The 26,299-nt window shown below is 70.8% G+C and carries 25 protein-coding genes; 13 read left to right on the plus strand and 12 right to left on the minus strand.

Annotated features, from left to right (window positions below; genetic code table 11):
• Window positions 1-53 precede the first annotated feature (53 nt).
• Window positions 54-518, minus strand: coding sequence for a MarR family winged helix-turn-helix transcriptional regulator (locus ABEA43_RS43130; RefSeq protein WP_345571485.1), 465 nt, complete (start codon window positions 516-518; stop codon window positions 54-56).
• 95 nt (window positions 519-613) lie between these two features.
• Between ABEA43_RS43130 and ABEA43_RS43135 the strand changes: the two genes are divergently transcribed.
• The 9 genes from ABEA43_RS43135 to ABEA43_RS43175 all read left to right on the plus strand — a co-directional run bounded on the left by ABEA43_RS43135 (window position 614) and on the right by ABEA43_RS43175 (window position 10,371).
• The gene (locus ABEA43_RS43135) at window positions 614-2,077 is read left to right on the plus strand and encodes an MFS transporter (RefSeq protein WP_345571487.1); all 1,464 of its coding nucleotides are present in this window, start codon (window positions 614-616) and stop codon (window positions 2,075-2,077) included.
• 28 nt (window positions 2,078-2,105) lie between these two features.
• Entirely contained in the window at window positions 2,106-2,927 is an 822-nt protein-coding gene (locus ABEA43_RS43140) for an NAD(P)H-binding protein (protein WP_345571489.1), read from the plus strand.
• A gap of 53 nt (window positions 2,928-2,980) precedes the next feature.
• Window positions 2,981-3,577, plus strand: a complete 597-nt coding sequence (locus tag ABEA43_RS43145; protein ID WP_345571491.1) for a TetR/AcrR family transcriptional regulator — start codon at window positions 2,981-2,983, stop codon at window positions 3,575-3,577.
• Window positions 3,578-3,707: 130 nt separating this feature from the next.
• The gene (locus ABEA43_RS43150) at window positions 3,708-4,808 is read left to right on the plus strand and encodes an aldo/keto reductase (protein ID WP_345571492.1); all 1,101 of its coding nucleotides are present in this window, start codon (window positions 3,708-3,710) and stop codon (window positions 4,806-4,808) included.
• A gap of 76 nt (window positions 4,809-4,884) precedes the next feature.
• Complete coding sequence (locus ABEA43_RS43155) at window positions 4,885-5,898, plus strand: TIM barrel protein (protein ID WP_345571493.1); 1,014 nt, start codon at window positions 4,885-4,887, stop codon at window positions 5,896-5,898.
• Window positions 5,895-6,785, plus strand: a complete 891-nt coding sequence (locus tag ABEA43_RS43160; RefSeq protein ID WP_345571494.1) for a transketolase — start codon at window positions 5,895-5,897, stop codon at window positions 6,783-6,785. The genes ABEA43_RS43155 and ABEA43_RS43160 overlap by 4 nt, the downstream gene beginning before the upstream one ends.
• Complete coding sequence (locus ABEA43_RS43165) at window positions 6,782-7,735, plus strand: transketolase family protein (RefSeq protein WP_345571495.1); 954 nt, start codon at window positions 6,782-6,784, stop codon at window positions 7,733-7,735. The genes ABEA43_RS43160 and ABEA43_RS43165 overlap by 4 nt, the downstream gene beginning before the upstream one ends.
• Window positions 7,728-9,323, plus strand: a complete 1,596-nt coding sequence (locus ABEA43_RS43170; protein WP_345571496.1) for an FGGY family carbohydrate kinase — start codon at window positions 7,728-7,730, stop codon at window positions 9,321-9,323. Before ABEA43_RS43165 ends, ABEA43_RS43170 begins: the two co-directional genes overlap by 8 nt.
• Before the next feature lie 181 nt (window positions 9,324-9,504).
• A complete protein-coding gene (locus ABEA43_RS43175; protein ID WP_345571497.1) occupies window positions 9,505-10,371 on the plus strand; it encodes a hypothetical protein in 867 nt (288 codons plus the stop codon).
• A gap of 131 nt (window positions 10,372-10,502) precedes the next feature.
• Here the strand turns inward: ABEA43_RS43175 and ABEA43_RS43180 are convergent, their stop codons facing one another.
• A complete protein-coding gene (locus ABEA43_RS43180; RefSeq protein WP_345571498.1) occupies window positions 10,503-10,775 on the minus strand; it encodes a DUF7336 domain-containing protein in 273 nt (90 codons plus the stop codon).
• 123 nt (window positions 10,776-10,898) lie between these two features.
• Between ABEA43_RS43180 and ABEA43_RS43185 the strand changes: the two genes are divergently transcribed.
• Complete coding sequence (locus ABEA43_RS43185; RefSeq protein ID WP_345571499.1) at window positions 10,899-11,345, plus strand: SAM-dependent methyltransferase; 447 nt, start codon at window positions 10,899-10,901, stop codon at window positions 11,343-11,345.
• Between the two features lie 256 nt (window positions 11,346-11,601).
• Here ABEA43_RS43185 and istB read toward each other — a convergent pair whose 3' ends face one another.
• Entirely contained in the window at window positions 11,602-12,381 is a 780-nt protein-coding gene (gene istB / locus ABEA43_RS43190) for an IS21-like element helper ATPase IstB (RefSeq protein WP_345571500.1), read from the minus strand.
• Window positions 12,382-12,477: 96 nt separating this feature from the next.
• Window positions 12,478-14,058 carry an IS21 family transposase gene (istA, locus tag ABEA43_RS43195; protein ID WP_345571669.1) on the minus strand — a complete coding sequence of 527 codons (1,581 nt, stop codon included), beginning with the start codon at window positions 14,056-14,058 and terminating at the stop codon, window positions 12,478-12,480.
• A 169-nt stretch (window positions 14,059-14,227) separates the two neighbouring features.
• On the opposite strand from istA, the gene ABEA43_RS43200 reads away from it, so the two are divergent.
• Window positions 14,228-14,833: an SAM-dependent methyltransferase gene (locus ABEA43_RS43200; protein WP_345571502.1), complete on the plus strand. Its 606-nt coding sequence runs from the start codon at window positions 14,228-14,230 to the stop codon at window positions 14,831-14,833.
• A gap of 82 nt (window positions 14,834-14,915) precedes the next feature.
• Here the strand turns inward: ABEA43_RS43200 and ABEA43_RS43205 are convergent, their stop codons facing one another.
• The 4 genes from ABEA43_RS43205 to ABEA43_RS43220 all read right to left on the minus strand — a co-directional run bounded on the left by ABEA43_RS43205 (window position 14,916) and on the right by ABEA43_RS43220 (window position 19,636).
• Window positions 14,916-15,362, minus strand: a complete 447-nt coding sequence (locus ABEA43_RS43205; RefSeq protein ID WP_345571504.1) for a MarR family winged helix-turn-helix transcriptional regulator — start codon at window positions 15,360-15,362, stop codon at window positions 14,916-14,918.
• A gap of 318 nt (window positions 15,363-15,680) precedes the next feature.
• Entirely contained in the window at window positions 15,681-16,955 is a 1,275-nt protein-coding gene (locus ABEA43_RS43210; protein ID WP_345571506.1) for a glycosyltransferase, read from the minus strand.
• Window positions 16,952-19,192, minus strand: a complete 2,241-nt coding sequence (locus tag ABEA43_RS43215; RefSeq protein WP_345571671.1) for a GH92 family glycosyl hydrolase — start codon at window positions 19,190-19,192, stop codon at window positions 16,952-16,954. Before ABEA43_RS43215 ends, ABEA43_RS43210 begins: the two co-directional genes overlap by 4 nt.
• Before the next feature lie 81 nt (window positions 19,193-19,273).
• Window positions 19,274-19,636, minus strand: coding sequence for a VOC family protein (locus ABEA43_RS43220; protein WP_345571508.1), 363 nt, complete (start codon window positions 19,634-19,636; stop codon window positions 19,274-19,276).
• Between the two features lie 93 nt (window positions 19,637-19,729).
• Here ABEA43_RS43220 and ABEA43_RS43225 point away from each other — a divergent pair, with 93 nt between their 5' ends.
• Window positions 19,730-20,170, plus strand: a complete 441-nt coding sequence (locus tag ABEA43_RS43225; RefSeq protein ID WP_345571510.1) for a MarR family winged helix-turn-helix transcriptional regulator — start codon at window positions 19,730-19,732, stop codon at window positions 20,168-20,170.
• 7 nt (window positions 20,171-20,177) lie between these two features.
• On the opposite strand, the gene ABEA43_RS43230 is transcribed toward ABEA43_RS43225, so the two are convergent.
• Window positions 20,178-21,119 carry a ThuA domain-containing protein gene (locus ABEA43_RS43230; RefSeq protein WP_345571511.1) on the minus strand — a complete coding sequence of 314 codons (942 nt, stop codon included), beginning with the start codon at window positions 21,117-21,119 and terminating at the stop codon, window positions 20,178-20,180.
• A gap of 173 nt (window positions 21,120-21,292) precedes the next feature.
• Between ABEA43_RS43230 and ABEA43_RS43235 the strand changes: the two genes are divergently transcribed.
• Window positions 21,293-23,422: an outer membrane protein assembly factor BamB family protein gene (locus ABEA43_RS43235; protein ID WP_345571513.1), complete on the plus strand. Its 2,130-nt coding sequence runs from the start codon at window positions 21,293-21,295 to the stop codon at window positions 23,420-23,422.
• A 34-nt stretch (window positions 23,423-23,456) separates the two neighbouring features.
• On the opposite strand, the gene ABEA43_RS43240 is transcribed toward ABEA43_RS43235, so the two are convergent.
• From ABEA43_RS43240 to ABEA43_RS43250, 3 genes are read right to left on the minus strand one after another with little or no spacing between them, the layout of a single operon-like run.
• Window positions 23,457-24,284, minus strand: a complete 828-nt coding sequence (locus tag ABEA43_RS43240) for a citryl-CoA lyase (RefSeq protein WP_345571515.1) — start codon at window positions 24,282-24,284, stop codon at window positions 23,457-23,459.
• Complete coding sequence (locus tag ABEA43_RS43245) at window positions 24,281-25,438, minus strand: CaiB/BaiF CoA transferase family protein (RefSeq protein WP_345571517.1); 1,158 nt, start codon at window positions 25,436-25,438, stop codon at window positions 24,281-24,283. Before ABEA43_RS43245 ends, ABEA43_RS43240 begins: the two co-directional genes overlap by 4 nt.
• A gap of 15 nt (window positions 25,439-25,453) precedes the next feature.
• Window positions 25,454-26,212, minus strand: a complete 759-nt coding sequence (locus ABEA43_RS43250) for an IclR family transcriptional regulator (protein ID WP_345571519.1) — start codon at window positions 26,210-26,212, stop codon at window positions 25,454-25,456.
• Window positions 26,213-26,299: the final 87 nt, after the last annotated feature.

Consider the following 26,299-nt stretch of genomic DNA (forward strand, 5'->3'; position numbering starts at 1 on the left):
ACGTCAGCCTTTCACACCCTAGCAGCCGCCTCCCGATGGGCGGTCCCGGCCTGTCAGCCCTCCCCGGTGAGGCGCTCCGCCTGGGCGCGGCCCACTTCGGCGGCCCGGTTCAGGTAGTCGGCGATGACGGCCAGCTCCGCGTCACCGTACTTCTCCAGCGCCGCGCCGAACGCCCGGCCCGGCAGCTCCCAGGCCGCGCTGATCCGCTCCCGGGCCGCGGGCGCCAGGGCGACCAGGGCCCGCCTGCGGTCGCCGGGGTCCGCCTGCCGCACCACCAGGCCCGCCTTCTCCAGCCGATCGACCAGGCGGGTGGCGGATCCGGGCGTCAGGCCGGTCAGCCGGGCGAGCTCGCCGGTGCTCACCGGCTCCGACTCCAGCTCCAGCAGCGCCACGCACTGCAGGTCGGTGGAGTGGATGCCCAGCCGGTCGGCCATCGCCTGGTTGAACAGCACGTACGCCGCGTAGTGCCGCTGGCTCTCGTCCATGATCCGCTTCAGCGTCGCCGCTCGATTTGACACAGGCAGCCCCATACTTCACATTTACTTGCGTCACACAATCTTTGCGTGGCGCACTCTTTGCGTCACGCTCTCATCGTATCTGGAAAGGGCACCGCATGCGCTCGACCATCCGCGCCGCACCGCTCCAAGACCGCCGGCCCTGGGCCGTCCTGGCCGTCATCCTCGCCGCCGCCGTGCTCGACCTGCTCGACGCCACGATCACCAACCTCGCCGCGCCGGTCATCGCGGCCGACCTCGGCGGCGGCGAAGCCCTCATCCAGTGGCTCGGCGCCGGATACGCGCTGGCGCTCGGCATCCTGCTGGTCCCCGCGGGACGGCTCGGCGACAAGTACGGGCGGCGCCGGCTCTTCCTGATCGGCGTCGGCGGCTTCACGATCGCATCCGTCGCCTGCGGGCTGGCGGGCGACCCTGGCACGCTGATCGCGGCTCGGATCGTGCAGGGGACGTTCGGGGCGCTGATGATCCCGCAGGGGTTCGGCATCCTGGGCGCGGTCTTCCCGCGTGACCAGCTCGGCAAGGCGTTCAGCGTCTTCGCCCCGGCGCTCGGCGCGTCGTCCGTGGGCGGGCCCGTGCTGGCCGGGTTCCTCATCCAGGCCGATGTGCTGGGGCTGGGGTGGCGGGCCATGTTCCTGATCAACATCGTGCTCGGCGGCGCGGCGTTCCTCGCCGCCGCGCGACTCCTGCCCGCCGACCGCCCCTCCCCCACCGAGACCGAGGTGCAGGTGGACGGGATCGGCGCCGGGCTGCTCGGGCTGGCCATGGCGGGCCTCCTGTACGGGCTGATCGACGGCTCCGCCCACGGGTGGGGGCTCCTCGCCTACCTGTGCCTGGCGGGCGGCGTGGTGTTCGCCGGCCTGTTCTGGGTCCGCCAGCGCACCGCCGCGAACCCGCTCATCGAGCCGTCGCTGCTGCGCAACCGCGGATTCACCGCCGGGCTCGTGCTCGGCGTGGTCTTCTTCGCCGCCGTGTCCGGCCTGCTGTACGTGATGTCGCTGCTCATGCAGTACGGCCTGCGGTTCACCCCCATGCAGGCGGCCCTGGGCCTGGCGCCGCTGGCGATGGGCATCGTCATCGCCTCGGTGGCCTGCCACCGGCTCATCGCCAAGCTCGGCCGGGACCTGATCCTCATCGGCCTGCTCACCACGCTGGCCGGCACCGGGCTGCTGCTGTTCGTCGCCACGAACGACCCGCACGGCGTCTGGGCGCTCGTACCGCCAGCCCTGATCATCGGGCTGGGCATGGGCGCCTGCTTCGGCACCGTCTTCGACGTCACGCTGGGCGACGTCGACCCGCGCCAGGCCGGCAGCGCCAGCGGGTCGCTGACCGCGATCCAGCAGCTCGCGAACGCCGTCGGCGCCGCCGCCGTGACCACCGTCTACTTCCACGCGAGCGACGGCGGCGGGACCGCCGCCGCCACGCGCAGCCTGCCCGCTGTGATCGCCGCCGACCCAGCGGGGCCCGCCACGCGCAGCCTGCTCGTCGTGATCGCCGCCATCCTCGCCTGCTGCGCGCTGGTGCGCCTGCTCCCCCGCAAGGCGCAGCCGCGCCACTCCTCCTGACCCACCCATCAGAAAGGCATTCCCCGACATGACCATCCTCGTCACCGGCGCCCGCGGCGCCGTGGCCACCGAGCTCATCGACCTCCTGCGCAGGCGCGGCCTGCCGGTGCGCCCGGCTTCGAGCCGTCCGAGCGACCCGTCGATCGCCACCTGCGACCTGACCGACCCCGCCACCTTCCCCGGCGTCCTGGCGGGCGTCGGCTCGGTCTTCCTGTACGCCGAGCCGGCCCACATCGACGCCTTCGTGAAGGAGGCCGTCGCCGCCGGCGTGGAGCACGTCGTGCTGCTCTCGTCGTCCTCCGTGCTCGCACCGGACGCCGACGCCAGCCCGCTGGCCAAATCCCACCTCGACGTCGAACGCGCCCTGGCCGCCGCGCCCTTCCTGAGCACGCTGCTGCGCCCTGGCGCGTTCGCCGGCAACGCCCTGGCCTGGGCCTGGCCCATCAAGGCGGGCGAGCCGGTGAGCCTGCCGTACCCGGGGTCGTACGCCGATCCCGTGCACGAGGCCGACCTCGCCGAGGTGGCCGCCGCCGTCCTCACCGACCCCGCGCTGGGCGGGCGGGCGTACACGCTGACCGGGCCCGAGTCGATCACGTGCGCCGGGCAGATCGACCTCCTCAGCCAGGCGATCGGCCAGGACATCGCCATCAGGCACGTCTCCCGGGAGGAGTGGAAGGCGGAGATGGCCGACTACGTCCCCGGGCCCATCGCGGACGCGCTGCTGGACTGGCAGGAGTCGAACGACGGCGTGCCGGCCGAGCTCACCCCTGACGTCGAGCGGCTGATCGGGCGGCCCGCCCGCACGTTCGCCGCCTGGGCCCAGGAGCACGCGGCCGCATTCAAGCGCTGACGTTCGCGGGGCGGGCTAGAGTGGACCGTACGGTTCAATCTGGGGGGGTGGTCATGCCTACGTTGACCCGCAAGGGAGCCGCGACGCGGCAGCGCATCCTCGAAGGCGCGGCCCTGCACATCCGCGAGCACGGCGTGGCCGCCACGACCCTCGACGACGTGCTGGCCAGGACGGCGACGAGCAAGAGCCAGCTGTTCCACTACTTCCCCGGCGGCCGGGAGGAGCTGCTGCTGGCCGTGGCCCGGCTGGAGGCCGACCGCGTGCTGGAGGACCAGCGGCCCCAGCTCGGCGACCTCACGTCCTGGCCCGCCTGGCTGCGGTGGCGCGACCGGGTCGTCGAGCGCTATCGCAGCCAGGGCCGCCTGTGCCCGCTCAACTCCGTCATGTCGCAGCTCGGTGACAGCACGCCCGCCGCCCAGGCCGTGGTCACCGAGCTGCTGCGCAGCTGGCAGGCCGAGATCGCGGCCGGGGTGCGGCACATGCAGGGCGCCGGCGAGATCGATCCGGGCCTCGACCCCGACCACGCGGCAGCCGCCCTGCTCGCCGGCATCCAGGGCGGCGTGCTCATCCAGATGTCCACCGGCCGGACGACGCATCTGGAGGCCGCCCTGGACATGGGCATCGCCCACCTCCGCGCCACCAGGCCATAAGTCGGCCTCAGGCGGCGGCCCGGACGGCCCCCCAGCCCGAGGTGGCGCCAGGACATTTTTGGACTTGACAGTCCATTTTTCCCTCCGCAAGCTGAATGGCGAATCCCTTTCAGAACGGAGTGGCACCCTCATGTCCCTGGACCGCTATTACTTGCTCGGACGCTCCGGCCTGCGCGTCAGCCGATTGGCACTGGGCACGATGAACTTCGGCACCGGCGGCTTCCACGCCGCCTACGGCAAGACCGAGGACGAATCCCGGCAAATCTTCCGCCGCTACCTGGAAGCAGGCGGGAACTTCATCGACACCGCGGATTTCTACACCGCCGGCGAGAGCGAGCGCATCCTCGGCACCCTCATCGCGGAGGCGAACGTACGCGACAAAGTGGTGCTCACCACCAAATTCACCAACAGCGTCGCCCCTGGAGATCCGAACGCGGGAGGCAACGGCCGCAAGCACATGATCAGAGCGGTCGAGGCGTCACTGCGCCGCCTGCGCACCGACTACATCGACCTGTTCATGCTGCACACCTGGGACCGGATCACGCCCGTCGAGGAGGTCATGCGGACGTTCGACGACCTCACCACCGCCGGCAAGATCCGCTACGCGGGCCTGTCCGACGTGCCCAGCTGGTACGCCGCCAGGGCCCAGACCCACGCCGAGGCCCACGCCCTCGCACCCGCGGTCAGCCTGCAACTGCCGTACTCGCTCATCGACCGGGCGATCGAGCAGGAGCACGTCGCCATGGGACAGACCCTGGGGCTCGGCATCACGGCGTGGAGCCCGCTCGGTGGCGGCTTCCTCACCGGCAAGTACCGGCCCTCCGACCAGGGCCTCAGCGGCGAAGGGCGGCTCAGCGACGCGGGCAGCCCGTCCGGGAGCTCGTGGAGCGAGCGCGAATGGCGGCTGCTGGCGGCGCTCGAAGGCGTCGCGGGCAAGCTCGGCGTGACGATGGCCCAGGTCGCGCTGAACTGGGTCGCGACCCAGCCCGGGATCGCCGCGGCGATCGCCGGGGCGAGCAGTGTGCGGCAGCTCGACGCCAATCTGGGCGCCCTCGACTTCGAGCTGCCGGCCGAGCTGCGGGCCCAGCTCGACGAGGCCAGCGCGGTGCCGCCCGTGTCCGTCTATCGGATGTTCACGCCCGGCTATCAGAGCTGGCTGGTCAACCCGGGTGTCAAGGTCGGCGACAAACCCGCGGAATACGCTCCGGCCGTACAGAACTGGGTGGCGTAAAGCCCGCGCTCAAAGTGAATTCCGAAGACGCGAACACCTCATTGACAGGCGCACGAGGGGGACTTAACTTCTAAGTATGGCTAATCAGAGTGGAATAGATATTCAGTACCCGCAGTTCGGCGCCGGCATCTGGCACTTCGGCCGGTACGTGGATCGCTATGCCACCGACGGATACGGCCCGCCCGTGACGACGCCGCAGGCCATCGAGCGAGCCGGCCAGGTCGGCGAGTTGTCCGTGGTCGACATGACCTACCCCTTCGACCCGCCCGGCCTGACCGTGGACGAGGTGGCCGCCGCGCTCAAGAGCCAGAGCCTGCGCGCCATCGCGGTCACGCCCGAGATCTACACCAGGCGTTTCTCCCGTGGCGCGTTCACCAACCCCGACCCGGAGGTGCGCCGCGCGGCGGTCGCGCTGGTCGCGGAGGGGGCCGAGGCGGCCAGGCGGCTCGGCTGCGACTACGTGAAGCTGTGGCCGGGGCAGGACGGCTGGGACTACCCGTTCCAGGCCGACCACGGCGAGCTGTGGCGGTGGTCGCTGGACGCGGTGCGCGAGCTGGCGACGTCCTTCCCCGACCTGCGTTTCGCGATCGAGTACAAGCCGCGCGAGCCGCGCAATCGCATGGTGTTCTCCTCCATGGCCAAGACGCTGCTCGGCATCGAGGAGATCGGCCTGCCCAACGTCGGCGTGCTGCTCGACTTCGGGCACTCCCTGTACGGCGGCGAATCCCCCGCCGACGCCGCCCGGCTGGCGATCTCGCGCGGCCGGCTGTTCGCCATCGACGTCAACGACAACTACCGGGGCTGGGACGACGACATGGTCGTCGGCTCGGTGCACCTGACCGAGACGTTCGAGTTCTTCCACGCGCTCACCGACGCCGGCTGGGACGGCGTCTGGCAGCTCGACCAGTTCCCGTTCCGCGAGGACTCGGTCGAGGCGGCCCGCGCGGGGATCCGGGTGATGAAGGCCATCCATCGCGCGCTCGGCCTGGTGGACCGGCAGGCGCTCGAAGCCGCCCAGCGGGCCCAGGACGCGCTGGGCGCGCAGCGGATCGCACAGAAGGCCCTGTTCGCGGTCATGGGCGAGGAATGATGGCGTTGCTGCCCGCCGACCCGGTCGCGGCGGCCGCGTACCGGGAGACCGCCGAGCGCATCCGCGAGGGCACCGCGCCGCAGGCCGCCGCCGCGCTCGGCCGGATCGCCACCGACGTGCGCAGGAGCATCGTCACGATGATCGACCGGGCCGGGATCGGCCACATCGGCGGCGACCTGTCCGTCACCGACATCCTCGTGACCTGCTTCTACGGCGTCATGTCCATCGATCCCGAGCGTCCGCGCTGGGCGCATCGCGACCGTTTCGTCCTCAGCAAGGGCCACTGCGCGGCGGCGCTCTACTCCACGCTCGCCCACTGCGGCTTCTTCGCGCCCGCCGAGCTGGAGACGTTCATGGCGCCGCTGTCGGCGTTGAACGGCCACCCCAACAAGGTCAAGGTGCCCGGCGTCGAGACCAACACCGGCGCGCTCGGCCACGGGCTGCCCGTCGCGACGGGCTGCGCGCTGGCCGCCAGGCTGGACGGCGCGCCGTGGCGGACGTTCGTCGTCCTCGGGGACGGCGAATTACAGGAGGGCAGCAACTGGGAGGCCGCCATGGCGGCGGCGCACCACGAGCTGGCGGGCCTGACGGCCGTCGTGGACCGCAACCGGCTCCAGCAGGGGGCGCGGACCGAGGACACCAACCGGCTCGACTCCCTGGCCGGCAAGTGGCACAGCTTCGGCTGGGAGGTCCGCGAGATCGACGGCCACGACCACCTCGCGCTGCGCCAGGCGTTGCGCGGCTCGGCGACCGGCAGGCCCGTCGCCGTCATCGCGAACACCATCAAGGGGAAAGGCGTGTCCTTCATGGAGGACCGGGTCGAATGGCACCACAAGGTGCCCGATCCCGCGCAGGTTCAGGCAGCGCTCGCGGAGCTGGCCGGATGACGGTGACGGAGGAGCAGGCCACGTTCGACTGCCGGCAGGCGTTCGCCGGCGAGCTCATCGCCCTGGCCAGGCAGGACGAGCGGGTCGTGGCGGTCTGCAACGACTCCGTCGGCTCCAGCAACCTGGCGGGCTTCCGTGCGGAGTTCCCGCATCGGCTGTTCAACGTGGGCATCGCGGAGCAGGACATGGTCGGCATCGCCGCCGGTCTCGCCAACGCCGGCAAGATCCCGTACGTGTGCGCCGCCGCGCCGTTCCTGACCGGGCGGGCGCTGGAGCAGATCAAGACCGACGTGGCCTACAGCGAGGCGCACGTCGTGCTGTGCGGCCAGAGCCCCGGCATGGCCTACGGCGAGCTGGGCCCCACCCACCACTCCATCGAGGACCTGTCGTGGGTGCGGGCGATCGCCGGGCTCGACGTCATAGTCCCGTGCGACCCCGTGCAGACCCGCGCGGCCGTCCGCTGGGCCGCCACCTCGAACCGTCCCTCCTACCTGCGCATCCCCCGCTTCAAGGTGCCCGAGGTGACGCCCGCCGACGCGCCGTTCGGCCCCGGGCGGGCGGTGGTCATGCGCGACGGCGACGACGTCACCGTGATCGCGATCGGCTCGCTCACCTCGCGGGCGCTGCTGGCCGCCGACCTGCTGCAGGACGAGGGCGTGTCCGTACGGGTGCTCAACATGCCCTTCCTCGACCCGCTGGACGAGGAGGCGGTCGTGGCGGCGGCCAGGCAGACGCGCGGCATCGTCACCGCCGAGGAGGCCACCACCAGCGGCGGCCTGGGCGCGGCCGTGGCCGCCGCGGTCGTCTCCCGGCATCCCGGGCCGATGCGGATACTCGGCGTGCCCCGGGTGTTCGCCCCCACGGGCGACAACGAGTTCCTGCTCGACCATTTCGGGCTGTCCGCCGACGGCATCGCGGCGGCCGTACGCGATCTGCTCGGCCATGGCTAGCGGCCCGCTGATCCTGGCCGTCGACCAGGGGACGAGCTCGACGAAGGCCCTGCTGGTGGACGGCCGCGGCGCGGTCGTCGCGCGCGGCTCGGCGCCGCTGACCGAGAGCCATCCACGGCCCGGCTGGGTGGAGCAGTCGCCGGACGAGCTGTGGGAGAGCGTGCGCCGGGCCGTCGCCGCCTGCGTGGACCCGGCACTGGCCGGGCGGGTCGCCGGGGTGGCGTTCAGCACGCAGCGCGAGTCGCTCGTGCTGTGGGAGCGCGACACCGGACGGCCGGTGCGGCCCCTGGTGAGCTGGCAGGACCAGCGGACCGCGGCCGACTGCGCCGAGCTGGCCGCCGAGGGCGCGGGCGACCTGGTCAGGGCCGTCAGCGGGATGCCGCTGGACCCGATGTTCTCGGCGCTGAAGGGGAGCTGGCTGCTGGACGCCTGCGACCCGGACCGGCGGCGCTCCCTCGCCGGGGAGCTGTGCCTGGGCACCGTCGACTCGTGGCTGCTCAGCCGGTTCGGTGGCGAGCACGTCGTCGAGATCGGCAACGCGTCGCGCACCCAGCTCATGGACGTCTCCACGGGCGACTGGGACGAGCGGCTGCTCGCGTTGTTCGGGATCCCGCGCGCGGTGCTGCCCCGGGTGGTGCCCTCGTGCGGGCCCTTCCCCGCCGCCCGCGGCCTGCCGCCGCTGCCGGACGGGGTGCCGGTGCTGGCGGTGCTGGGCGACTCGCACGCCGCCATGTTCGCGCACTGCGGGTGGCGGCCGGGCGTGGTCAAGGTGACGTACGGAACCGGCTCCTCGGTGATGGCCATCGGCACTCCGGCCGGGACCATCGGAGCCCCCGGCCAGACCCTCGGGACCGCAAGCCAGACCATCGGGGCCCCCGGCCGGTCCATCGGGACCTCAGGCCGGACTATGGGGCCGGGCCCGGCTGAGGCGTGGGACGTCGGCCAGGCGGACGGGCTGTGCCGGAGCGTGGCGTGGGACGTCGGCGACGGGCCGGTGCCGGCGGCGGAGGGCAACATCCGCGCGACCGGCCGCACCCTGATCTGGCTCGCCGAGCTGTTCCGCACCACGCCCGACGCGCTGCTGGCCGAGCTGGACGCCTGCGACGACGACGCGCCGGAAGGGGTGCGATTCGTGCCCGCGTTCGGCGGGCTCGGGGCCCCCTGGTGGGAGCCGGAGGCCCAGGCCCTGCTCACCGGCCTGACGCTGGGCACCCGCAGGACCCAGCTGGTCGCCGCCGCGCTGGAGGCGGTCGCGTTCCAGGTCGAGGACGTGGTCGAGGCCGTCGAACGGGTGGCGGGCCCGGTGGAGGTGCTGCTGGCCGACGGCGGCCTGACCCGTAGCGACCGGATGATGCGCCTCCAGTCCGACCTCAGCGGCCGCGCCGTGGCCAGGTCGGGCGAGCACGATCTGTCCTGCCTGGGCGCGGCCTGCGCCGCCGGGCTCGCGGCGGGCCTGTGGACCCGCGAGGGCCTGGAGGACCGGCCGCGCCCGGCGGACACGTTCCGGCCGGCGGTCGCCTCGGACGATCGCGACGCCAGAAGGGCCGCCTGGCGGGAGGCGGTCGGCCGCTCGCTCCCCCGGAGATGACCCGGCGCGGCCCCGAGGTCGCGTCCGGACCGCTCCACTTAAGGTGAGTCATCCTCGGGTGTGGTGAGTTTTGACACAGCCTTGTCACGATCACGGTAACGGTAGGTTGCCTCGCACTCATGCTCTGTTATGGTCCCGTCTTGTCCGCAATTGGGATGACCTTTACTTCCCTAGGAGGAACATGAGGAGCACGAAGAGGGCGATTGCCCTGACCGCGGCTGTGGCGGCTGCCACGGCACCCCTGCTGGCCCTCACGCCCCCGGCGATGGCCCAGTCGGCCACGACCACCCAGGCCGTACAGACCCAGGCTCTGGACTGGCTCTCCCTTGACGCGCTCAGCGGCACCGCGCTGCTGCAACGGGTCAAGGACCTGCTGGGCAAGGGCTACGTGCCCTCGGCGTTGAACGTGACGAACGCGGCGAACCCGCAGTACACGTCGTTGTGGATCAAGGACACCACCCGCAAGGTGAACGTCCTGCAGGGCCTGTCGGCCACCGACCTGCCTGCCCGCATCCAGGAGCAGGTGAAGTCGGGCTTCCAGCCCAAGCTGATCACCGGCACCGGCACGGGCGCGAGCGCGGTCTTCGGCGTGGTCTTCGAGAAGACCACGCAGCTGGCCAAGTCCCAGCTCAGCATGAGCAAGGAGACCTTCGCGAAGGTCAACGCCGAGCTCACCGCCGCCGGCTTCAGCATCGCCTCGCTGGACGTGTACGGCACGGTCGAGAGGCCCCTGTACGCGGCCGTCTGGGTGGCGGGCGCCGCCGCGGGCACCCTCCAGGTGACCCTCGGCCAGACCGTCGAGCAGCGCGGGGCGGAGCTGCTGGCGAAGACGAAGCAGGGCCTGCGCCCGGTTCTCATGGCCGTCGGGCCCGGCAAGCTCTACACCACCGTGTGGAGCAAGGGCAGCACGACCGGGCTGAAGGAGTACCTGAGCCTGTCGAAGCTGACCTACACGGTCAAGTCGGCACAGCTCAAGGCGCTGGGCTACCGGCCGCAGATCCTGAGCGCCGAGGACGGCGTCATCGCGTCGATCTGGAGCAAGAGCTAGACGATCCGCCGGGCGATCGGCCCGCGGTCGTGAGCTGAGTCCGGCACAGGATCAGTGTGCCGGACTCAGCCCCACGATAGTGCAGGTCAGCGCCGACCGCGCGCCCGCACGAGGGGCCGGTTTGGAACGAATCAAGCCTCACTCGCATACCCGCTGGTCCAGGCGTCTTCGTCAATCTCGTACGCGCCGTGCCAGAAGCAATCGGGCTCGTCGCGGAACCCCGGCAGCTCGCGCGCCGAGGCGATGCGACGCCGGGCCCGTTCTTCGCTGGAGTAGACGCCCAGCAGCTTGACGTCGTCTCCCTCGTCCTCCTGGGCCGCGAACTCGCCGTCGGCGAAATGCACCACGTTCCCCTCGCCGTCTCGCGCCAGGTGGTGAACGTGCCAGAGGATGAAAACCTTCATCGCGCCTTTTCCTCAGGTGTCGCGGCCTCGCGGGCGTCCTCGATCGAGTGGAATCGTACGACGTCGCGACGCCGGACGGGTGCGGGCAGGTCAGGTCGAGCGCGGGGTTGCCGCACAGAACGCATGCTTCACGTCACCAGTTCGACAGGTGATGCGATCGCCGTGGGCGAAGGTCGCGCTCGTGCGGAGAAGCCACGGCCGCCCTATGATCGTTTGATCGACCCCCGCGAGGAAGGGCATCCCGTGGCCGGCACGTCAGATGAGATCGACACGACCAGGCCGAGCATCGCCAGGGCCTACGACGTCGTCCTGCGCGGCAACGACAACTTCGAGGTGGACCGCGCCTTCGTCGCGGAGATCGCCAAGGTGATCCCCGAGATCTACGACGTGGCGACCTACAACCGCCTGCTCCTGGGGCGCGGCGTCCGGTTCATGCTCGGCCAGGGCATCACGCAGTTCCTCGACCTCGGTGTCAGCGATCGTCTAATTGAGCCGGGCAACGATCAGGGAATTGAGCCACCTGTAGTCACCGGCCCGTTCGGAGTCGATGCCGAATATCTGCCGCTGTGACGGCATTTCTCATGGTTCGGCGCTGTGCTTGGGGCTTCGGTTGCCTCGGCTTGGCCAGGAGGGATGAGAAGGTAAACCGTTGCCGTGCGGCCGACGAAGGAGGTCGTGCGGCGTCGATCGCCCCCAGCCCTGTCCAGAGCGGTGCCATCGCAGGGCGATCGTCGGGCGGTGCTTGGCGTGTCGGATATGGCGATGCGGAATGCACGCTGAGGTGGAGGCGGGGGGACCGTCCTTCTGGGAAGCGCTGGCAAGTGCCTCAGGATCGGCTCTTGGCCCGGTTCGCCGCGGGTTTCTGGCCAGGACGTTTGTTGGGGCGGTAGCTCGGGCCGTCCATGAAGATCCGGTAGCTGGTGTTGATCAGCCGGTCCAGGAGGGACTCGCCGACCACCGGGTTGGGAAACAGCTTGTACCACTCCTCCGGGGCCCGGTTGGAGGTGAGGATCATCGACTTGCCGGAGCGTTCGGAGACCAGTTCATAGAGGTCGTCGGCTTGGGCGGCGGTGAGTTCTCGCATGCCCCAGTCATCCAGGATGAGCAGGGCGGGTTTGGTCAGTTCGGCCAGGCGTTTGCGCCAGCTCTGGTCGGCGTGCCCGCCTGCCAGGTGAGCCAGCGCGCGGGAGGTTTTGATGAAGCGGACGTCCATGCCCTGGCGGATGACGAGTTGGCCCAGAGACTGGGCGATGTGCGACTTTCCGACCCCGACCGGGCCATACAAGATCACGGACTCTCCGGCGTGCAACCAGCGCAGCGCTCCCAGATCGCGTAGCTGAGCGGCGGGCAACTTGGGTGAGGCGGCGAAGTCGAAGCCTTCCATGGTGACCGGCTCGTCGAAGCGTGCGCGACGCTCGCGGCGCTCCATCGCGGCCGATTCCCGGCGGGAGATCTCGTCCTCACACAACACCTGCAGGAATTCGATGTGTCCTAGGTCGCCGGAGCGGGCTTGGCTGAGCCGGGTGTCGAGGGTGTCGAGCATGCCGCCGAGTCGCAGCGTGCGAAGAGCCTTGTCCAGCGCGCCAAGCTCGATGTGGGTGGCCATGATCCGTATCCTTTCGATGGTGTTTTTCGGCGCCCTTGAGTCCGCCGCGATGAAGGTCAGGCTGGATTCGAGGGCGCCGTGTCCGCTCGTCGCGGGTCAGGAGACCGGGATGTCCCAGGCGTCCAGGGCGACCGCGTCGTGGTTGAACAGCTCTTGCGGGCCGCGCAGGAACGCGCCCGCGCCGCCGTCACCGGCATGGCGGGCGACCTGGTCGCCCTGATCGGTTTCAGCGGCCAAGATTCCCTTGATGGTGCGGTGGGAGGGGTCGCCCACGGCCAGCGCCTTGGCGCAGGCGGCTTCCAGCCGTTCGGGGTTGTGCTTGTCGGCCATCGCCAGCACCCCTTGGGCTGAGCGCAGGTGGTAGAGCGCGTTGTCGGCCAGGAGTTCGTCGATCACCGCCAGGCAGGCCGGGCCGATCTGTTCGGCCTGCTTGCGGCACCAGTCGGGGGTGCGCATGTGGAAGGCGATCTTCTCCGGCGGGTAGTCGGCCAGGTCGGTCTGCTTGCCGCGGGGTTTGCGCACATGGGTCTTGACCAGGTCGCCGTCGTAGAAGAACTGCACCAGGTTCACCGTCATCCGCACCGACAGGTGCTTGCCGACGTACTTCCACGGCACCGAATACAGCACCTTGTCCACGCTGCAGTGGATGTCGGGACCGACTTTCGCCCGAAACCATCGACACAGTTCGAAGGGATGGCGGGGCAGGGGTCGCAGGGCGGGCTGTTCGACCGTGTGAAAGACGGTCAGCGGGGCGGCGCCCTCCAACGGCCGGCACTGGCGCTGCCCGGCGACTTGTTCGCACCAGTGCAGCGCCGCGGCCTCCATGTCCGCCACCGAGGCGAAGCTGTCTTCTCGTCCGCGCCAGAAGCTGTCACGGATGTAGGGCATGGGCCGTTCGATCCGCGCCTTATCGCGGGGTTTGCCGCTGCGGGCCGGGTCGATGAGGAGCTGGTAGTGCGCGCCGAGTTCGCCGTACGACTTGTTGATCTTCGGGTCGTAGAGGTCGGGGCGCTCGACCCCGGTCTTCAAGTTGTCCGGGACGATCCGCGCGGGCACACCCTTGAAGAATTCGAACGCTTCCACGTGAGCTTGGCACCATGCGTGCTGGTCCATCGTGATGACCGGCTTGACGAACAGGTGACGGCTGGCACACAGCACCAGGGCGAAGGCCCACACCTGGTGTTTGCGGCCGGTGGCCGGATCGACCCACGCCCCCAGCCGCCCGTAATCCACCTGGGCTTCCTGGCCGGGCTGGGCCGGTTCCAGCCGCAGCACCACCACTCGCGAGCGGGAGACCTCTTCAGGCACATTGGCGTGCACCCACCGTCTCATCGCGGAGATCGAGCAGGTCAGGCCGCGTTCGTCGCGCAGTCGCTGGTGGATGGTGGTGATCGTGACGCCGCGTTCGATCTGCTCGGTGATGTAGTCGCGGTGTTGTTCGATCAGCGGCCAGGTCGTCCGGCGCAGCTTGGTGTCACGCAGGGCGGGAAACCACAGGTGGATCCACTCGGCCCATTCCGCCGCGGTAAGGGGTTCGTCGCTTGGCGTGATGCCCTCGGCGATCGCCGGAGCCAAGTACCTGGCCACGGTGTTACGTGACACGCCCAGGCTGTTGGCGATCTCTCTGACGGAACGGCCGGCATGCCAATGCATCAGGATCTCTGCGATGTCGACCACGTGGAACGCCTTCCGCGCCGTGATCGCCCTCCCTTCGGCGAGCCCTTGATGGACTACCAAAAGGATCATGGACAGGACTGACCAAGTCCAGACGACACGCACACGTCCTGACCTGGCTCAATTACGCGATCGAGGCTCCCCTGCCCGGCTCAAATCAGTGAAGTCGATCATGCTTTTCCGGCTCAATAACGTGATCGCCGACAACCTCGGCTCAGGGCTGCCGACCGTGGAGAACACCCATCAGGTGGCGCAGCGCACGCACCCGGAGTCGCGCGTGGTCTACGTCGACAACGACCCCATGGTGCGCGCCCAGGGCCAGGCCCTGCTGGCGGCGAACGAGCGCACCGCGGTGGTCACCTCGGACCTGCGCGACCCGGCGGCGATCCTCGGCGACGAGTCCGTCAAGCGGCTCATCGACCTCGGCCGCCCCGTCGGCGTGATGCTGGTCGGCATCCTGCACCACCTGCACGACGACGAGGATCCACAGGGCATCGTCGAGGCGTACATGGCCGCGGTCCCGTCCGGCAGCCACCTCTTCATCACCCACTTCTGCGCCTCCAGCCAGGAGTCCCGCGACGCGGAGCAGAAGTACCTGGCGTTGCTCGGCACCGGCAGGTTCCGCACCGTCGCGGAGATCACGGCGTTCTTCGACGGGTTCGAGCTGGTGGAGCCGGGGGTCGTGCCGCTGCCTCTGTGGCGTCCCGAGGCCGGCGTGCCGGAGGAGCTGACGGTGGGGCAGCGCCTCATGTTCGGCGGCATCGCCCGCAAGCCCTGACCTGGGGGTGAGCGGGGAAGCGAGCCGGCCGGTCATCCGCCGCCGCCTCGCCCTGACCCGCGGGTCACCACGATGGGTCCTGTTACTCAGGGGCGGGGAGCTCCTCCAGGTTGGTGATCATGCGGCCGAGCGTGTCCATGAACGCCTTGAGCTCCTCCTGGCCGATCCCCCGTACAGCCTGGGCGTTGGCCTCGCGGGCGCCCTCGGTGAGCGCGGACTGGATCTCGCGGGCCCGCTCGGTGAGCAGGTAGTGGGAGCGCCGCCGGTCGTGGGTGTCGGCGACCCGGACGACCAGGCCGTCGCGCTGCATCCGCTTGAGCGTGTGGGCCATCGTCGACTGGTCGATCCTGACCCGTTCGCACAGCTCCTGCTGGGTGAGCCCGTCCTGTTCGTACAGGGCCAGCAGTTGGGCGAACTGCCCCGGCGTCACCCCCGTGCCGGCGATGTTGACCCGCAGCCCGTTGCCGAGCAGCCGGGCCAGGTGGTTGACCTGGTAGCCGAGCGATGACTGACGGGGCAGGGAAGTCACACACGTTCCTTTGCGCGGATCAACCGGCGGACGCGCGGCCTGTCCGGCCGCGCCCGGCCCCGGCTGGGCGGGCACGATGACTCAGCGTATCGCCGCGCCCGCGGGTGCTGTTCGGCGTCTGACCCCACGCTCGCCGGCGTCGCCCATGACGTGGTGGCGGATCCGCTCGTAGCTCACCGGGGCCCGCCATCACAGGTCGAGGGCTTCGCGCAGCAAGCCGCCGGCCTCCAGGCTGTGGGGTGGCCGGCGGTGTACTGCGGGCGGCCCGGCTCATCAGCCGCTCACTCGGCGGCTGAGCTCGCAGACCGCCCGCGCGCTCTACAGGACCCCGACGGCGGGCGCCTCCTGCGGGAACAGGTCGTCGAACACCGCCTCCCTGTCGAAGGTCATCGCGCGGACCCGGGCACGGAGCTCCAGGTCCTGCCGTTCGGCCGCGGACATGTCGAGGACCACCCGGTCCACCGCCGCGGCCAGCGCGGCGACGTCCCCCGGCCCGATGACGACGGCCGCGTCGCCGACCGCCTCAAGGGTCCCGCCCGTCGTCGTGGTGACGATCGGCCCCCCGCCGGCCAGCATCTTCTCGGCCAGCGCGATGCCGAACGTCTCGACGAAGTCGGGCTCGGGCTTGGTCGGCAGGACGTAGGCCGCGCACCCGCGCATGAGCAGCGGCTTCTCCTGATCGTCGACGTCGGTGAGGAAGACCACCCGGTCGTCGTCCTCGGCCATCGCCTTGGCCTGCGCCAGCATCGGCCCGGTGCCCGCGACCACCAGTTTCACCCGCGACCTGCAGCGCATCCGGCGGAACGCGGCCAGCAGGTCGTCGATCCCCTTGGCCTTGGTCACCCGGGACAGGAACAGGATGTACCCGTCGCGCTCCAGACCGCGGCGCGCGAGCGCGGCGGCCACGTCCGCCGGGTCCGGGTCGAGGAAGGCGGCGGAGTCGATCGGCGGGTAGCTGACGGTCACCCGGCGCCGGCACTGCTCGGCGAACGTGGTGCCGCAGGCGGCGTCCACCTCCTCGGCCGAGGCGACGATCTCCTCGCGGGTGTAGTCGGAGACCGCGACGACCTCGTCGTTGGCCAGGAACGTGGTGAACAGCACGGTCGCCGCGCCGAACCGGCCCTCCCGCAGGCACGACCTGATCACGTTGGTCACGTCGGAGCCGACCGCCTTCGCGATGGTGCGTACGTCGGGCGCGAACCCGGCCATGCGCGCGGCCGCGACCGCGTCCATGACCACGGAGGCGTGCGGCATGAGGTACATGGACAGGCAGACCGTCGATAGCGGCTCGCTGAGCAGCTCGACGAGCCGGCCGGTGAGACCGGCCTGATGGCGGCCGTCCGGCACCCGGTAGTCGCCGACCGGCTCCGGCCGCTCCACCGTGATCCCGGCGCTGTACGGCAGCAGCCGGTCCAGCGGCTTGAGCGGCAGCCCGGCCGCCTGCAGCGCGGGGATCGGCCAGGTCAGCAGCCGTACGTCGGAGAACCCGCGGGTCAGCGCCACCTCGGCGAGGTTGCGGGCCTCACCGGAATGGCCGCAGATGACCGGGTCGGCTCTGACCACGATGACGAGACGGCGAGGGGGGTATGTCATCGCGCTTCCTCCGGTTTCGCAGGCGGATCGGAAAGGGACGGCGGGCGGCTCCCCTGGCCCCACGCCGACGGCTCGGGGCCCAGTCGCAGGTGCAACCGGCCGCCGCGGTGCACCGTGGCGGCGCTCAGGTGCGTCGCGTGCAGCGGCTTCCCGTCAAGGGTCGCCGACTGGACGTACTGGGGCGGCGGGTCGTGATCGAGGCCGTCGACCCCGATCGGCGTCTCGCGGTGCCCGCTGGTCTCGATGACGAACTCGTTGCCGCCGGCCTTGAGCACGGCCCTGGCGAACGCGGGCGTGTTGATCAGGAACAGGTTCTGGCCGGCGATCGGGAACAGGCCCAGCGACGCCCAGACGTACCAGGAGCTCAGGCCGCCGGAGTCGTCGTTGCCGGGCAGCCCGCCGGGTCCTGTGCCGAACTGCCAGGTCAGCGCCGCCTTCACCACCTGCGCCGTACGGTCGGGCCGGCCCGCGTAGTGGTAGGCCCACGGAGCCTCCATGTCGGGCTCGTTGTTCAGCCCCTCGAACCGGTTGAGCGCGTAACCGGCCAGCATCTCCGCCGGCTGCGGGCGCCGTCCCGGCTGCGTGACCGGTGCGGCGCCGAAGCCGAAGAACCGGTCGAGCTTGTCGATGAAGGACTTGTCGCCGCCGGCCAGGGCGATCCGCGCGGCCATGTCGTGCAGCAGCCGGAACGAGTAGTTCCACTTGCCGCCCTCGTAGAACTCCGAGTCGCGCAGCAGCCCGGTGTCCGGGTCGAAGGCGTTGGTCCACTGGCGGCCGCGGTCCTCCAGGTCGTCGGCCAGGCGCCGGTCGTTGAGCGCCCTGGCGACCTGTGCGGTGCAGTGGTGGGCGTAGGCGAGGTCGAGCGTGTGGGTGATCGGGTGCACCACTCCGTGCTCGTAGAAGTCCTCGCCGTACATGCGCCGCAGGTCGCCGGCCATGTGGACGAGCGCCCAGTTCCAGTCGAGGCCGGCCCAGCCGAGCGCGTGGGCGTCGGCCAGGATGGTGTGCGCGAGCGCGCTGGCCTGGCGGAAGAACCGGTCGGCGCCGCGGGACATCCGGTAGCCGATGGGAAAGTTGCCCTCCTCCTCGCAGATCCGGATCAGCGACTCCAGCAGGTCCGCGGCCCGGTCGGGGACGATGGCGGCGAGCAGCGGGAGCTGCGTCTTGTAGATGTCCCACATGGTGCACACGTCGAACGCGAACGGCCCCGGGGTCGGCCAGAACGGGCTCTCGTCGTCGGTGACGCACGGTTTGATCAGCGAGTGGTAGAGCGAGGTCGCGAGCACGGTGCGGCGGGCCGGCGTGCCGCCTTCGACCTCGACGCGGCCGAGATGCTCGCCCCAGCGGGCGCGGGTGCGGGAACGTACGGCGTCGAAGGCCTGCTGGGCGGGCCCGCACTCGCGCTCCAGGTTCTGTTTGGCCTGCTCGCACCCGCGCAGCGAGAACCCGAGCCGCACCTCGACGGTCTGCCCCGCCACGGCCGGACCCATGAAGAGCAGGCCGAACGGGCGCAGCGTCGTGTGCCTGATGCTGTCGAAGTCCAGGCGGGTGCCACCGTCGATGAGGCGCCGGTCGTACCAGAGCATCTGCCGCCAGCCCGGGCTGTCGACGTCCAGATAGACCGACAGCGGCACGCCCTCCATCACCACCGTGCCCTGCGCCCGGCCGTGGCCCATGCTCTCCACCTGCGCCCGGACCGGCACGGTGCGGCCGAGCTCGCTCTCCAGGCCGCCGCAGGACAGGTCGATCACCACGCGGGCGCTGGTGTGCTCGGGGAAGGTGTAGCGGTGCACGGCGACCTTGGGGCCGACGGTCAGCTCACAGCGGACCCCGGTGTCCAGGGTGGCCGCGTAGTAGCCCGCCTCCGCCACCTCGTCGCGCAGCGGCCAGGCCTCCCCCAGCACGTCGAGCGGCTGCACCATCGGGGTGACCCGGACGTAGTTGTAGTACTTGCGGATCGCGCCGGTGCCGGACTGCTGGAAGTGGGTGAACCCGGAGGCCTGGAGCTGCCCGAACATCTCCTCCGGCACGCCTTCGGTGTTCTTCGTGTACCGCCCGTACCCGGTGGGGTACGCGCCGGAGTAGGCACAGGCCGACACCATCCCCAGCGGGGACGTGGCGCCCGGGTGGGTGTTGCCCACCTGGGGTTTCGGCCACCACCACGTGGCGGCCAGACCGCGCGCGCGAGGCAGGTCCGTCGCCGCGGTGCCGATGAAGGGATCAACATTGTCCAGGATGGCGGGACTCTACCCAGCGCCGTCCGCGCGTAGGTTTCGGTGAGATGAATTTGTCGGTCAAAGATCCGGGCCGGCCCGGCTTCAGGCCTGGCCGTGGATGGTGACGGAATAGCCGTCGGGGTCGGCGAAGGCGAACGTGCGCCCGAACGGCCCGTCGAACGGCTCGGTCACGATCGGCACGCCGGCGGCGGCCATCTTGTCGTGCAGCTCCTGCGGGTCCTCGGCCCGCAGCCACAGCGCGACCCCCCAGCCGAGCCGCTCGACGGCGTCGAGGTCGACGACCGGCTCCCGGACGGCGAACGCGATGGGCTCGGTGGCGAAGACGACGGCGTGCGGCGGGCTGACGGGCGCCCGGGTCAGGCCGAGGTGAGTGGTGTAGAAGGCGGCGGAGGCCTCCAGGTCGCGGACCTGGATGGCGATGAAGTCGGGGCCGATGGCGGACAAGGCATGCTCCTCAACGTGATCGGGACGACTGGTAAGGTGTTATCAGTCTGACTGACACTGTATCAGACAGACTGATACACGCAAGGAGATGCGATGAGCGGAAGCGCGGCCCGGCCCGGTTACCTGATCAAGCGAGCCCAGCTGGTGCTGCACGAGGCCATGGTGAGCGCCCTCGCCCCGCACGGGCTCACCGTGTCGCAGTACGCCGCCCTCACGGCGCTCAGCGAGGAGCCCGGCCTGTCGAACGCCGATCTCGCGCGCCGGGCGTTCGTGACCCCGCAGAGCATGAACGTGGTGCTGCGCGAGCTCGAGGATCGGGGGCTGCTGAGCCGCCGGCCGCATCCGCGGCACCGGAAGGTGCTCCAGGCGGAGCTGACGGCCGGCGGCCGGGACCTGCTGGACCCCGCCGGCCTCGCGGTCGACGGCGTCGAGTCACGCATGCTCGCCGGCCTCTCGCCCCAGGCGCGGAGCGGCCTGGCGGACGGGCTCACCGCCTGCATCGACGCGCTGGCGACCGGCGGGAAGCGGGCCTGAGCCCGGCTCAGCGGCAGAAGGGCGCCATGCCGAGCACGGATTTGACGCCGCCCAGCAGATGCTGGACGAAGTACTGGTCGCCGTCCATGGGCTCGTCCGTCCACGCCTTGACGTCATGGCCGAGGGTGGTGAGCCAGGCCTTGCCGCCGTCGTAGTACTGGCACCAGCTCACCGGATGGTGGTCGCCGTGACCGGGGTGCCCGAGGCTGCCGCGCACCCCTCGGGTCAGCGTGTCCTCGTCCACCTCGGCCAGCACGCGGACGCGGGTCGGGTACGGGACGAGGTTGTACCACTCGTCGGTGAAGGCCCAGGTCCGGGGTAACCCCTGGGTGGAGGCGTCGCGCCGGTTCACGGTGACGACGGTCCCCGGCTGGTTGGCGCTGTGGTCGTAGAAGTTGGCGTTGCCGAGCAGGCCCTCGTACCAGGGCCAGTTGTACTCGGTGCCGAAGGCGTTGTGCACGCCGATGAAGCCGCCGCCGGCCCTGACGTACTGGCGCAGCGAGGTCTGGGCGGCGTCGTCGAGCGTGTCGCGCGTGGTGCTGAGGAACATCACCGCGTTGTACGACAGCAGCCGCCCCGCGGACGAGAGCTGGGTGACGTCCTCGGTGTAGTCCACCGCGAAGCCGTTCTCCTGGCCCAGCTTGACGACCGCCTTGACGGCCACGTTGTCGTCGTTGAGCGGCGGGTTCAGGCCGGGCGCGAGCGGGGTGCCGAGATGGGCGTGCCGTGGCCCGGCGGTGCGGCTGTAGACGAGCAGCTTGTAGCCCTTGGCGGGGTCGAAATTGCCCCAGTCGTGGTAGCAGCGGGAGTCGGTGCCGCGGCAGACGCCGTAATCGGGATCGCCGAGGTTCTGGGCCCCTTGCGGGGCGGCGGCGGAGCTGGGAGCGGTGGCGGTGAGCAGGAGTGCGGCCGCTCCGGTGGCGGCGGCGATGGAGAGCTTGCTACGCATGGGCACCTCACGCTGCGATCCGCTAGACGGATCGGATGGTCCACTCAGAGGTTCGAGCGTAACCATGGATCTCCACGGGTACAAGCCTTGCCTTCACCGCGCGATCGGCTTTAAGGTGCGTCCGTTATATGGATCTAGTGGTCCATTAGACGGACCACTGAAGGTTGGTGCCAGTGGAACGACGTAACTTCCTCCTCGGTGCGGCCGCGGCGTTGAGCGCCCCCGCCGCGATCACAGAACCCGCCCAGGCCGCCACCGAACCGCTGGAACGGCAGCCCGCGTCCCTGGGCGTGACGGGCAAGGACTTCCCGAAGGTCTGCGGCAACCTGGGCAATCACAACTATTCGCCGATGAAGCAGGTCACCGCCCGCACGGTGCGCCGGCTCGGCGGCGCCTGGCACGTCAACCTCGAAGGCGGCAGCACGTCCGCCGCGCAGCAGAGCACCTGCGTCGTGGAGAACGGCGTCCTGTACGTCCAGACCACGCAGCAGAACGTCTTCGCCGTGGACGGCAGGACCGGCGCGGTCAAGTGGAAGACGAATCTGGGCACGAAGCAGACGAACATGCGCGGGGTCGCGCTCGGCGACGGCCTGGTCTTCTCCACCTCCGGCGCCAACATCGTCTACGCGCTGAAGAAGGAGACCGGCCAGGTCGTCTGGCAGCGGCAGCTCATCACCGAGGACGAGGGCGGCGGCGACACCGGCGGCTGCGATCCGCAGAACGGGCAGTGCGGCGGCCTGACGGGGACCCTGGCCGGGGCGGTCGTCCACTGGGACGGCCTGATCTACGTCGGCATGCAGGGCAGCACCGGCGGCGCGCGGGGGCGGGCGTACGCGCTGAAGGCCGCCACCGGCGAGGTCGTCTGGACGTTCTGGGCGTGCCCGGGCGAGGGCCAGTTCGGCAACGACACCTGGGAGGGCGACTCGTGGAAGACCGGCGGGGCGGTCCCGTGGATCCATCCGGCCATCGACGCCGACCTGGGGCTGGTCTACTGGACGTTCGGCGGCTCCTACCCACGGCTGGACGGCTCCGGCAGGGGCGGCGACAACCTGTTCGCCAACTCGATCGTGGCCATCGACGCCAAGACCGGCGTGCGCAAATGGCACTTCCAGTCGGTGCACCACGACATCTGGGACCTCGACAACGTCATGGCGCCTGTGCTGGTGGACGTCAAGATCAAGGGGCGGACGCGCAAGGCCGTGGTCTACGGCAGCAAGGCCGGCATGTTCTACATCCTCGACCGGGAGAGCGGCGAGGCGCTGCACGGCGTGGAGGAACGCCCGGTCCCGCAGGATCCGCGGCAGAAGACCGCGGCGACGCAGCCGTTCCCCGGCGGGAAGCCGTTCATCACGCAGGCGCCCGAGTTCGGCAAGGCCACCCGGCCGGTCCCCTTCTACGCCTGGGGCGGGCTCTACACGCCGCACTGGGACCGTGCGACGATCATCTTCCCCGGGGCGGGCGGCGGCGCCGACTGGGCGCACGTGTCGTACAACCCGCACACCGGCTGGATCTACGTCGGCTACGGGCTGATCAACTCCGGGTTCTCCAACAGCCGTGACGGCCGGGTCAACACCTCGCGGCCACTCGGCGAGTACTTCGCCGGCGGCATCGCGGCCGTCGATCCCCGTACCAACACGCCCGTGTGGACGCTGGACCGGGAGTGGTCGCTCGCGCACGGCAACGGCATCCTGACCACGGCGGGGCGGGTGATGTTCCAGGGCGGGCCGGACGGGCTGCTGCACGCCATGGACGACACCGACGGCACGGTGCTGTGGAGCTTCCAGTGCGGCGCAGGGGTGCACACCAGCCCGATCAGCTACGAGATCGACGGCGAGCAGTACGTCGCGGTGCTGGCGGGCGGCAACGGCCTGCCGTACCCGGACATCCCCAGGGGCGACCACCTGTGGGCCTTCAAGCTGGGCGGCAAGGTGCCGCCCGCCGCGACGCCCACGCCGCCGAAGAAGCGCAACGACATCCGGGCCGCCGCCGTCACCGGCACCACGGTCACACTCGGCCGGGTCTGGGACGCGGCCGGCCAGCAGCCCGGCGCGACCGAGAGCACCGTCGCCCAGAACGCCATGTCGCCGCAGCACCTGCGGGTGCCCAAGGGCACGACGGTCACCTTCGTCAACCCGGCCGGCAACGCGAACGCGCACGCCGCCGTCTCCTTCTTCGAGTACGAATTCGACAGTGGCGTCCTGATGCCCGGCCAGTCCTTCACCCACACCTTCGCGACGCCGGGCGAGTACTTCTACAACGACGCGATCTTCCCGCAGAACACCGGCAAGATCGTCGTCTACTGACACGGGAGGGGAGCCCCAGGGCTCCCCTCCGCGCTCAGAGCCAGGTCGGCAGTACGGACGGCGGCATCGGGCCCTTGTTCCGCCGGCCCTGACCGGTCTCCTCCCAGGCGTGCGCCAGGATCCCGACGCTCCTGCTGAGGACGAAGAGCCCGCGTGCCAGCGGCGCGGGGAAGCCCAGCTCGGCGTAGACCACGGCGGTGGCGCCGTCGATGTTCATCGGCACCGGCGCGATCAGCCGCTCGACCTCCAGCGCGGCACGCAGGTGGTCGCCCGGCACCACCCCGTCCGCGACGGCCGCCGCCACGAGGCCGAGCAGCGGGTCGCGGCGCGGGTCGCGGGTGTGGAAGCGGTGCCCGAAGCCGGGCAGGTACTTGTCGCGGGCGCGCCACCGCGCCACCACGGCGGCCGCGTCCCCGTCGCGGACCACCTCGCCGAGCAGGCCGACGCACTGCTCCCCCGCGCCGCCGTGCACGTCGCCGAGCAGGTTGACGCCCGTGGCGACCGCGTTGTTGAGCCCCACGCCGCAGGTGGCGGCCATCCGCGCGACGGCGATGGAGGGCGCGTGCGGGCCGTGGTCCACCGACGAGACCAGCGCCGCCTCCAGCAGCGCCGCCTGCCGCGCTTCCGGGCGCTCGCCGCGGAGCATGAGCCAGATCAGCTCGGCGAAGCCGATCCGCCCGATGAGGTCCTGGACCGGCTGCCCGCGCAGCTCGATGACGTCCGGCTCGACCCTCGACACCGCGGTCGCCCACCAGTCGGACACCTCACGCATATCGCCGCCCTCTCTAGCCTGCTCGCGCCTGCCATCGCCCTCCCGAGCCTGCTCGCTCACGACGCCGCCCTCCTCGGGCCGCTCGCTCACGACGCCGCCTCGAACTCGTCGTTGTGCTCGCCCAGCCGCGGGGCGGCCCCGCGCGGGCGCAGGGCGGCGCCGTCGACGACCACGCCGTTGCCGGTGACGGTGACGGACCGCTCCCCGCCGCCCGCGAAGGGCACCTCCGTGAGGAAGCCGCGCTGCCGTACCTGGTCGAGGAGGAGTGCCTGCGGCACGGTGAGGATGCGGGCGGCGGGCACGCCCTCGCGGGCGAGCAGTTCCTCCCACTCCAGCGCGGTCTTGGCCCGCAGCGCCTGGTTGAGCTCGTGATTGAGCTCCTGCCGGTACGCCTTGCGCGCCTCGCGCTCGGCGAAGCGGGGATCGGCGAGCAGGTCGGGCCGCCCGACGAGCCGGCACAGCGTCTCGAACTGGGCCTGCTGGTTGGCGGCGATGTTCAGCGGCCCGTCGGCGGTCTCGAACGTGCCGGAGGGGGCGGCGGTGGCGTTCTGGTCGCCCATCGGCTCCGGCTCGACCCCGCTGATCAGGTAGTTGGAGACGGTCCAGCCCATCGCGGAGATCGACGCCTCCAGCATGGACAGGTCCAGATGGCAGCCACGACCGCTCCGGTGCCGGCCCGCCAGCGCGGCGGAGATCGCCAGCGCGGCCATCAGCCCGCCGATGGTGTCGCAGATGGGGAACCCCACCCGCAGCGGGACGGTGTCAGGGGTGCCGGTGACGCTCATCATGCCGGACAGCCCTTGGATGATCTGGTCGTAGGCGGGGGCCTCCCGCATCGGCCCGCTCTGCCCGAACCCCGAGATCGCGCAGTAGACCAGGCCCGGGTTGAGCTCGCGCAGCCGGTCCCAGTCATAGCCGAGCCTGCCCAGCACCCCGGCTCTGAAGTTCTCCAGCAGGACGTCGGCCCCGGCGACCATCGACTCGAACGCGGCCCGTCCCTCCGGGCTCTTCAGATCGAGCTCGACCGACTTCTTGCCGGCGTTCTGGGCCAGGAAGGAGGCGCCCATCTGCGCCCGGTTGAGCTCCGGGTCCGGCCCGAGGCGCCGGGCGAGATCCCCGGTGCCGGGCAGCTCCACCTTGACCACCTCCGCGCCGAACAGCATCAGCTGATAACTGCAGTACGGCCCGGCCAGAACGTTGGTCAGGTCCACGACCTTGACGCCGTCCAGTGGCAACTGCTGCATTCACGCTCCATAGGGTCAAGTCAGCGGATGGTCGAACCCGCGCTCCGACATGCGCTTGGCCGCCTCACGCAGGTCCGCGGCGAAAGCCTGGACCCGGTCCTCGGTGAAGCGGACCGTCGGGCCGCTCAGCGTGAGCGCCGCCACGGTCGCCCGCGTGCCGCCCGTGATCGGGACGGCGACCGCGGAGAGTCCGGGCTCGCGCTCGCCGTGGCTGACCGCGTAGCCGTCGCGCGCCGCCTGCTCGATCCACTCGCGCAGCGTCGCGACGTGCGTCTCGCCGTGCGGAGAGGAGCGGGCCACCCGCGCGAGCAGCCGGTCGGGCGCGTCCTTCAGCAGGACCTTGGAGGAGGCGCCGGCCCACAGGGGCAGCTCGTCGCCGACCCGCACCACGTGGCGCAGCGGCTGCGGGCTCTCCTGCTGGGCGATGCAGATGCGGTGCATGTCTCTGGCGACGTAGAGGTTGACGGTCTCCCGGTGCCGGGCGCCCAGCTCGCGCATGAGCTGGACGGTCTCCGGCGGCAGCTCCCACGCGCGGCGGGCCAGATGCGCCCACCGCCACAGGGCGGGACCGGCCGTGTATCCCTTCGGCGTGCTCCACAGCAGTCCCATGTGCTCCAGGGTCTGCAGCAGGCGCAACGCCGTCGTCTTGGCCAGCCCCGTCTCGTCCACGACCTCGCGGATGCTCAGCGTCCGCCGGTCCTCGGTGAGCAGGGACAGGATGTCGAACGCCCGCTGGACGCTGCGGACGCCGCCGGCGTCTTCTGTCGAAGGCACGGATCCTCGCTTAAGAGTCGAAGGTGAACCTGCCGCACACCTTCTCATGCGGTCCGTACGCTAACACTCAGTCCGCTTGGCGGTCCA

The sequence above is a fragment of the Nonomuraea rosea genome (assembly GCF_039539705.1).
In the GTDB taxonomy this organism is placed as follows: domain Bacteria; phylum Actinomycetota; class Actinomycetes; order Streptosporangiales; family Streptosporangiaceae; genus Nonomuraea; species Nonomuraea rosea.